The organism is Gordonibacter pamelaeae 7-10-1-b (genome assembly GCF_000210055.1).
Lineage (GTDB): Bacteria > Actinomycetota > Coriobacteriia > Coriobacteriales > Eggerthellaceae > Gordonibacter > Gordonibacter pamelaeae.
This window is the reverse complement of record NC_021021.1, coordinates 2,125,254-2,126,225: the sequence shown is the minus strand read 5'-3', so window position 1 is coordinate 2,126,225 and position 972 is coordinate 2,125,254. Positions and strand designations below refer to the sequence as shown.

Sequence of the window (972 nt, the reverse complement as noted above, 5' to 3'; positions counted from 1 at the left end):
CGCAAAGCACGTACCGCCGCCATGTCGTGCGCCTCGCCGTGGTCGCCTCGCTCGTGGCCGCGCTCGTCATCGGCGCCGTCGTCGCGTACAACTCCAACCTGTTCGCCGTGGAGAACGTCACCGTGAGCGGCGTGGAGCACCTCACCACCGAGGACATGACGGCCATGGCGAACGTGCCCGCGAACACCACGCTTCTGCGGGTGGACGCCGCCGGCATCCGCGAGCGCCTGCTCAAGAACGCCTGGGTGGCCGACGCCGAGGTGAAGCGCGTGTTCCCGAACACGCTGGAGCTGGCCGTGACCGAGCGCACCATCGCAGCCGTGGTGGCCGTGCCCACCGAGGACGCCAAGTCGGTGAAGCGGTGGGCTATCGCGTCGGACCATATGTGGCTCATGCCCATCCCCGACCAGGACTCCGAGGCGGGCAAGAGGACCAGCCCCAAGGTCTACGAGGACGCCGCGGCCGTGCTGTCCATCACCGACGTGCCCTACGGCACGAAGGCCGAGATCGGCACGTACTGCTCCGACGACAACGTGAGCAACGCGCTCGACATCGTGTCGGGCATGACCACCGAGCTCGCGGGCCGCGTGACGAAGGTGTCGGCCACCGATGCCGAGGGCACCACGCTCACGTTGGACGACAACGTGGAGATAGCCTTCGGCAAGGCCGAGAACATCCGCGACAAGGAGCGCGTCGTGCTGAAGATCATGGAGGAGAACCCCACGGTCGTCTATATCAACGTGCGCGTGGTGGACCGCCCCACATGGAGGGCGCTGTAGGCGGAGGCCCCTCCGCCTACAGCTGCTACAGCATCGCCGACGTCATGAGGTTCGCCGCATCCTGGCGTGCCGCCTCCACGGCCCCGAGGGAGCGGTCGACGTCGCGCTCGGAGGTGTAGACGCCGGTGCTGGCGCGGCAGACGGCCTCCGCGCCCAGGTGGCGCACCAGGGGCTGGGCGCAGTGGGCGCCTGC

General features: G+C 68.8%; 2 protein-coding genes. One reads left to right on the top strand and one right to left on the bottom strand.

Annotated elements, in window-relative coordinates:
- The coding region (locus GPA_RS09800; protein WP_041239423.1) for a cell division protein FtsQ/DivIB at window positions 1-779 on the top strand (779 nt) is incomplete at its 5' end.
- A gap of 25 nt (window positions 780-804) precedes the next feature.
- Here the strand turns inward: GPA_RS09800 and GPA_RS18180 are convergent.
- Window positions 805-972, bottom strand: a 168-nt coding sequence (locus tag GPA_RS18180; protein WP_156791160.1) for an aminotransferase class V-fold PLP-dependent enzyme, incomplete at its 5' end; no start/stop codon positions are given.